Annotated in this window: 9 protein-coding genes; 7 read left to right on the top strand and 2 right to left on the bottom strand. The window is 70.1% G+C overall.

All coding sequences use genetic code 11. From position 1 onward, the window contains the following. Positions 1-689, bottom strand: a 689-nt coding sequence (locus IJH84_RS11945; protein WP_295144092.1) for a hypothetical protein, incomplete at its 3' end; no start/stop codon positions are given. A 129-nt stretch (positions 690-818) separates the two neighbouring features. Here IJH84_RS11945 and IJH84_RS11940 point away from each other — a divergent pair. Together IJH84_RS11940 and IJH84_RS11935 are read left to right on the top strand one after the other, a co-directional pair. Further along, positions 819-1,085: a hypothetical protein gene (locus IJH84_RS11940; RefSeq protein WP_295144088.1), complete on the top strand. Its 267-nt coding sequence runs from the start codon at positions 819-821 to the stop codon at positions 1,083-1,085. Positions 1,086-1,429: 344 nt separating this feature from the next. Beyond that, positions 1,430-1,870, top strand: coding sequence for an FHA domain-containing protein (locus IJH84_RS11935; RefSeq protein ID WP_200070525.1), 441 nt, complete (start codon positions 1,430-1,432; stop codon positions 1,868-1,870). Between the two features lie 76 nt (positions 1,871-1,946). Here the strand turns inward: IJH84_RS11935 and IJH84_RS11930 are convergent, their stop codons facing one another. Next, positions 1,947-2,813, bottom strand: a complete 867-nt coding sequence (locus IJH84_RS11930) for an SDR family oxidoreductase (RefSeq protein ID WP_295144084.1) — start codon at positions 2,811-2,813, stop codon at positions 1,947-1,949. Between the two features lie 294 nt (positions 2,814-3,107). Between IJH84_RS11930 and IJH84_RS11925 the strand changes: the two genes are divergently transcribed. The 5 genes from IJH84_RS11925 to IJH84_RS11905 are packed head-to-tail and all read left to right on the top strand — an operon-like array spanning position 3,108 to position 6,168. Beyond that, positions 3,108-3,641 carry a hypothetical protein gene (locus IJH84_RS11925; protein ID WP_295144081.1) on the top strand — a complete coding sequence of 178 codons (534 nt, stop codon included), beginning with the start codon at positions 3,108-3,110 and terminating at the stop codon, positions 3,639-3,641. Beyond that, positions 3,634-4,722 carry an SRPBCC family protein gene (locus IJH84_RS11920; protein WP_233627505.1) on the top strand — a complete coding sequence of 363 codons (1,089 nt, stop codon included), beginning with the start codon at positions 3,634-3,636 and terminating at the stop codon, positions 4,720-4,722. The genes IJH84_RS11925 and IJH84_RS11920 overlap by 8 nt, the downstream gene beginning before the upstream one ends. Before the next feature lie 6 nt (positions 4,723-4,728). Beyond that, positions 4,729-5,145, top strand: coding sequence for a gas vesicle protein GvpJ (gene gvpJ, locus IJH84_RS11915; protein WP_200070521.1), 417 nt, complete (start codon positions 4,729-4,731; stop codon positions 5,143-5,145). Further along, the gene (locus IJH84_RS11910; protein ID WP_295144073.1) at positions 5,142-5,915 is read left to right on the top strand and encodes a GvpL/GvpF family gas vesicle protein; all 774 of its coding nucleotides are present in this window, start codon (positions 5,142-5,144) and stop codon (positions 5,913-5,915) included. Before gvpJ ends, IJH84_RS11910 begins: the two co-directional genes overlap by 4 nt. Position 5,916: 1 nt before the next feature. Further along, entirely contained in the window at positions 5,917-6,168 is a 252-nt protein-coding gene (locus IJH84_RS11905) for a gas vesicle protein GvpG (protein WP_200070519.1), read from the top strand. Positions 6,169-6,217: the final 49 nt, after the last annotated feature.

The following is a 6,217-nucleotide window of genomic DNA, read 5'->3' as shown; positions in this document are numbered from 1 at the left end:
GCGCGCTGCTGCTGCTTCTTGCGGTCGTGCACCAGGTATCCGGCGCGGGCGAGTTCGGCGCGCAGCTGCGCCGCCTCGGCTCCGTGCCGCTTGGCGAGAGCGTGCTTGCGGGTCCGCAGCAGCGAGTTCGCTCGCACCCCTACATCCGGGTCGTCCTCGGCCCACAACCGGTACTCACCGGCGTGCGGGTCGCCCTGGCTCCACCGGTATCCGTGCGCCCGGAAAGCCTCGCGCAGCGTGTGGACCGGGATGGCGGTGGCTTCGTGGGCGAGTTCGTCCCCGTCGTCGTCCAGCAGCACCAGCGTTGCGCCGCCCGCGAACGCCGTGCGGACGCAGGTCCCGTCGATCGTCTGCGCGGGCCGCCTCCCGCGGCGCAGCTCCACGCCCTCGGCCGTCACCGACACCGCGAGCCGATCAGTGGCCATGTAGGAGGCGAAGCCGAGCCCGGCGACCATCCCGAAACCGGCCACCGCGAGCGTGCCGTGCGGCTGCGGCAGCGAGGCCACCACCTCGAACGGCCCTTGGAACGGCGCCCACGGCAGCCCGGCGACCCAACCGGCCAGCAACGTCACCAGGCAGCCGAGCAGCCCGCCGGCCACCGGCAGCCCGATCCAGGCGCCGTAGCGCCGGTAGCTCGGCTCGACGGCCACCGTCGCGGTCTGCTGCGCCGGGGCGGAGTTGCGCGTCATGCACCCGATTATCCGAGCGGACGCCCGGTTCATCGCGGGCGGGGGTTGGTCAAGTGGCGAACCGGCCGCAGCGCCTGTGCAATGAGCGGCATGAGGACATCGCGGTGGGTAGCCACAGGATTTCTGCTCGTGTGCACGGCCGGAATGCTGGGGGCGACGACTCCGGCGGGAGCAGGCGGGGAGATCACGGTGACCGGCAAGGTCCAATCCGGGGTCGAGTCCCGCTGCATGGTGCTCCCCGCGCAAGGCCGCTCGCCGTACCTGTTGCTCGGAGGGGATCCGGCGGTGGTCAAACCTGGTGCGCACCTGGTGGTGCGTGGCCATCCGGAACCCGGCGCGCCAACCACGTGCATGCAGGGGACCCCGCTGCACGTGAGCGAGGCGCATCCGGCTTAGCCCGGACGAGGGGGGTTGAGTCGGAAGCGCCGGTCGGGGGCCGGTCTGCCGTGGTCGGGGCGGCAGACCGGCCCCCATTTTCGCGTCCGCGGCGGAAATCCGGGGACTGCAAGGCGCCTGCGGCCTGCCGCTCGCGCCGACCGCTCACGAAATGTGAGTGACGGGCTGGGGATCGGCCTTCAAAAGCACGGTGTCGGCGCCGTTGAGGATTCGTTGCGTGCTTGACCAGTGACCTGGTGTGTCCGATGACACCCGGCTCAGGACCAAGTACCCGGTGAAACAATCCGTTCGAGCGGCCACTCTGGAACTGCACGATCCGAGTGGTCCGCGCAAGGAGAACGACGATGATCCGAACCCCGTACGGCGCCCCGAAAACCCCGTTCGACCAAGCTGAGCGGCAGCACACCGCGGGAACGGTCCAGGTGCCCGCGCCGCGGGCCGATCGGCCGGGCACCGCCGAGGTGCCCGCGCAGCAGGGCGGGCCCCGCAGCGAGGTGGCCGCGCTGGTCGTCGCCCGCGGGGCGGACAAGGGCTCCGAGTTCCCGCTGGCGGGCGCGTGCACCGTGCTGGGCAGGCACCGCGATTGCGACATCGTGCTCGGTGACGTCACGGTTTCGCGCTACCACACCGAGATCCACCGCGTTGGCGACCAGTTCGTCGTCGCCGATGCCGGTTCGCTCAACGGCACCTACCTGAACCGGCACGTGGTGGATCGGGCCGAACTCTCCGACGGTGACGAGATCTGGGTGGGCAAGGTCCGCTTCACCTTCCGCTCCGGCCGGTGAGACGAGGCCGAAGCGCACGGGGCGGGTGGCTGTGCCGCCCGCCCCGAATGCCTGGCTGCGCGCCGCTTTCGGCCGGTCAGCCGGGGTGGGTTTCGCCGCCCACCGGGGCGAACACCTCGCCGGTGTAGTAGCTGGAAAGCCGGTCCGCGGCGAAGAACACGTAGGACGGGGCGATCTCGTCCGGTTCACCGCGCCTGCCCATCGGGGCTTGCTCGCCGAACCCTTCGACCTTCTCCGCGGGCATCGTCGACGGGATCAGCGGTGTCCACACCGGACCGGGTGCCACGCAGTTCACCCGGATCCCGCGTCCGGCGAACGATTGCGCCAGCGACTTGGTGAGCGTGTGCACCGCGCTCTTGCTGGCCGAGTAGTCCATCATCGACTTGTTGCCGCGAAGTCCGTTCACCGAGCCGGTGTTGATGATCGAGCCGCCGTCGCCCATGTGCGGCAGCGCGGCGCGGATCACCCAGAACGGCGCGTAGACGTTGACCTTGAAAGTGCGGTCGAACTGCTCGTCGGTGATCTCGGTGAAATCGCTTTCCACGGCTTGCGTTCCGGCGTGGTTGACCAGCAAATCGATCCCGCCGAGCTCTCCGGCCACTTCGGTCACCAGATGTTCGCACTCCGAGCGCGAGCCCAGATCTCCTTTGTGCAGCGAACAACGCCGCTGCTGCGCGGTCACGAGCCCGGCGGTGTGCCGGGCGTCGTCGTCCTCGGAGTCGCCGAAGTAGACGATCGCGACGTCGGCTCCTTCCTTGGCGAACGCGGCCGCGACGGCCCGGCCGATCCCGGAGTCGCCGCCGGTGATCAGGGCGCGCTTGTCCTGCAGCAGCCCGCGTCCCTCGTAGTCGCGCATCTCGTCGCGCGGTCGCGGCGTCATCTCGCCGGTGGCTCCCGGCGGTTGCTGCTGCTGTGCGGGGACGCTGGTCTGTTGGCGGGTCATCGGATCCCCCCGTCTTCGGCGATCGGACGCGTGCGGTTCAGGCGTTGGCCGCGAGGCGGGATCGTTAAACCCGCTCGAAGATTCGCCGGCCGCCGGGGGAATCGATTTCCGAAGCTGATCCGCTTGGTGTGCGGCGGAATTCGCTCTCGATCCCTATGTCGACGAGCTTCGTTGGGAGTACTGTCGAGAAGAACCCGGTGTCCGCGCAGCGGTCCGGCCCCGTGACTGTCCAAAATGGATGATAACGATCTGCCGCGCGCGACGCGGAATCGGTGATTCGGGAGGAGGTCGGTGATGCGGACGCAGGTTGCCGCAGCGGTGGCGCTGGGCTACTTCCTCGGGCGTACCAAGAAGATGAAGCTCGCCATCACCATCGGCGGGGTACTGGCCGGGCGTCGGTTCGGCACCGACCCGCAACAGCTGTTGCGGCAGGGGGCGAAGGTGCTGTCGTCCTCGCCGGGGCTGAGTTCGGTAACCGAAACCGTGCGGGGCCGGCTGGCCGACGCGGCGAAGGAAGCGGCCACTGCGGCGCTGTCCGGTCGCATCGATTCGCTCGGCGACAGCCTGACCGAACGTGCGGCGAAGCTGCGCGGCACCGGTGGCGGAGAATCCGGCGAGGAGTCCGGGCGTCGCGAGTCCGATCCGACTTCCTCGGCTGCCGAGTCGGCGCCCGATTCCGGCACCGAACGACCGCGCGCGCGGTCGTCGCGCCCGCGGCCGGAGCAGGCGGCGCGTTCCCGCGCGCAAGACCGCCCGCGCCCGGAACAGGCACCGCGGAGCCCTTCGGAGGCACGTCCGCGCAGCAGGCGGGGAGGCGATGATGGCTGACCGGCGCGATCAGGAATCCGGCTCCGGGGCGGAGGCACAGCCGCTGGAACACCTCAAAAGCGCCGCCCAGGACCTGCTCACCGCCCTGGTGGAGCGAGTCGCGGGCTCGGCGGGCAAGCAGGTCGAGCAGCTGACCGATCGGCTCACCGACTACGCGGGCGACGGCGGTGGACCGGGCCTGATGGCCGCGGTGACCGGTGGCAAGAAGCTCGCCGAGGGCAGCGGGCCGTTGAAGGCGGCGCTCGGCGCGGGCACCGAGGCGGTGAAGCAGGCCGCCGGCGGTGGCGCGGGCGGCGGCGGATCGTCGGGCGGCAGCGCCAAGGTCGTCAACATCGTCGAGCAGAACGACGTCGGGCTGCCGCTGCGGGTGGTCTACGACCAGTGGACCCTGCTGGAGGATTTCCCCGGCTTCACCCGCAAAGTCGAAAGCGTCGAGCAGGAATCCGACGAGAAGGTCAACTGGCGCGCGCAGATCTTCCTGTCGCACCGCAGCTGGCAGTCCACGATCGTGGAGCAGGTCCCGGATTCGCGGATCGTGTGGACCTCCACCGGCTCGAAGGGTTCGGTGGACGGCACGGTGTCCTTCCACGAGCTCACGCCCACCTTGACCCGGATCCTGCTGGTGCTCGAGTACCACCCGCAGGGATTCTTCGAGAAGACCGCGAACCTGTGGCGTGCGCAGGGACGCCGGGTGCGTTCGGACTTCAAGCACATCAAGCGGCACATGATGACGCGCACCATCCTCGAGCAGGACGAGATCGAGGGATGGCGCGGGGAGATCCGCGACCGCGAGGTGGTTCGCAGCCACGACGACGCGGTGGCGGCCGAAGGTGAGCAATCCGAGGGCGCGGGACGCGACGAGGACCGGGACGAGGACGAATACCCGGAAGACGATGCATACCGCGACGACGAGTACAGGGACGACGAAGACCGGCGTGGCGAGTACGGGGACGGCGAGTACCGCGAGCGCACCGACGAGGACTACGCGGACCGCTACTCGGACGAGGAGTACGGCGACGACGAGGACGAGCCCGCGCCGACGCCGCGCCGTTCCCGGATGCGCACGCGCCGAAGCAGGTGATCACAAGTGACGGTGGCGAACGCGCAAGGCGGATCCGTCGAGCGGGGATCGGCGGGGAACCTGGCCGACGTCGTGGAACTGATCCTGGACAAGGGCTTGGTGATCGACGCTTTCGTGCGCGTCTCACTGGTGGGCATCGAACTGCTCACGGTGGACGCCCGGATCGTGGTGGCCAGTGTGGACACCTACCTGCGGTTCGCGGAGGCGACCAACCGCCTCGATCTGGATCAGAAGGGCGGCAAGGACCTGCCGGAGCTGATGCAGAGCATGTCCGAGGGCGTGACCCAGGGCGGCGCGCAGGGCAAGACCAAGGGCGTGCTGGACGCGGCCAAGGACAAGTACGACGAGATCCGCACCGAACAGGAACCGGAGCGCGAGCCGGCCCGGCCGCGGCGCGAACGGGGCAGGGAGCGCGAGCGATGACCGCGCAGCGAACTTCGGACACCGGCAGCGCCTCGGTCACCGCGGGCATCTACGTCTACGGCATCGTGCGCGCCGAGGTGCCGGTGCCGGACGACCTGCCGACCGTGGGCGGAACCGATTTGCGGCTGGTGCGTTCCGGCCCGTTGGCGGCGCTGGTCAGCGAGGTCGACTTGGACCGGCCGCTGGGCCTGCGCGACGACCTGCTCGCGCACGAAGGCGTGCTGGATGCGGTGGCGGCGGATTCCACCGTGCTGCCGCTGCGTTTCGGCGGCGTGGTGCAGGACTTGGCGGCGGTGCGCAACGAGCTGCTGGCGGGCAACCAGGACGACTTCGAGTCGATCCTCGCCGAACTCGACGGTCTCGTGGAATTCACCTTGCACGGCAGCTATCTCGACCAGATCCACCTGCGTGAGATCGTCGGGGACGATCCGGAGATCCGCGGCCTGCGCGAGGAATTGCAGGGCGTGCCGGAGGATTCCGGGCACGCCGCGCGCGTCCGGTTGGGCGAGCTGGTCAGCGCCGCGGTGGAGCGCAAGCGGGAGCTGACCGTCGGAGCCGCGGTGGCGGCGCTGTCGCCGCACTCGGCGGCCACTTCGGTGCGCGAGGTCAGCGGGCAGGACGATGCGCTGAGCGTCGCGCTGCTGGTCGACCGCGATCGGATCGAGGACTTCCAGCGCGCCGTCGACGAACTCGGCGAGGACTTCGCCGGTCGAGTCCGGTTGCGGCTGCTGGGGCCGTTGGCCCCGTACGACTTCCTTCCGGAGGACTGACATGGGTCTGTTGAGCGGAATTCTCACCGCGCCCATCGCCCCGGTGCGTGGCGTGGCGTGGATCGCCGAGCGCATCCGCGAACAGGCCGAGCGCGAGTACTACGACCTCGGCGCCATCCAGCGCGGCATGGCGCGGGCCGACGAGCTGCTGGCCGCCGGAGAGATCACCGAGCAGGAGCGCGACGAACTGCAGGACGCCTACCTGTCCCGGTTGTTCCAGGCGCAGCGGCGCAGGCAGGCGGGGCAGCGGTGATTCGCGGTGGCGGGCACGGGCGAGCAGCGGGGCGGGCGTCCGCGACGGC

Origin of the sequence: Saccharopolyspora sp. (genome assembly GCF_017434145.1) — a bacterium.
Lineage (GTDB): Bacteria > Actinomycetota > Actinomycetes > Mycobacteriales > Pseudonocardiaceae > Saccharopolyspora_C > Saccharopolyspora_C galaxeae.
This window is presented reverse-complemented; position numbering and strand designations above follow the sequence as displayed.

What these genes read in the sequence shown, in the direction of transcription:
- IJH84_RS11935 (WP_200070525.1), top strand. Translation starts at nt 1,430, where the DNA reads ATGATCCGAACCCCGTACGGCGCCCCGAAAACCCCGTTCGACCAAGCT.
- IJH84_RS11910 (WP_295144073.1), top strand. Translation starts at nt 5,142, where the DNA reads ATGACCGCGCAGCGAACTTCGGACACCGGCAGCGCCTCGGTCACCGCG.
- IJH84_RS11905 (WP_200070519.1), top strand. Translation starts at nt 5,917, where the DNA reads ATGGGTCTGTTGAGCGGAATTCTCACCGCGCCCATCGCCCCGGTGCGT.
- IJH84_RS11920 (WP_233627505.1), top strand. Translation starts at nt 3,634, where the DNA reads ATGGCTGACCGGCGCGATCAGGAATCCGGCTCCGGGGCGGAGGCACAG.
- IJH84_RS11930 (WP_295144084.1), bottom strand. Translation starts at nt 2,813, where the DNA reads ATGACCCGCCAACAGACCAGCGTCCCCGCACAGCAGCAGCAACCGCCG.
- IJH84_RS11925 (WP_295144081.1), top strand. Translation starts at nt 3,108, where the DNA reads ATGCGGACGCAGGTTGCCGCAGCGGTGGCGCTGGGCTACTTCCTCGGG.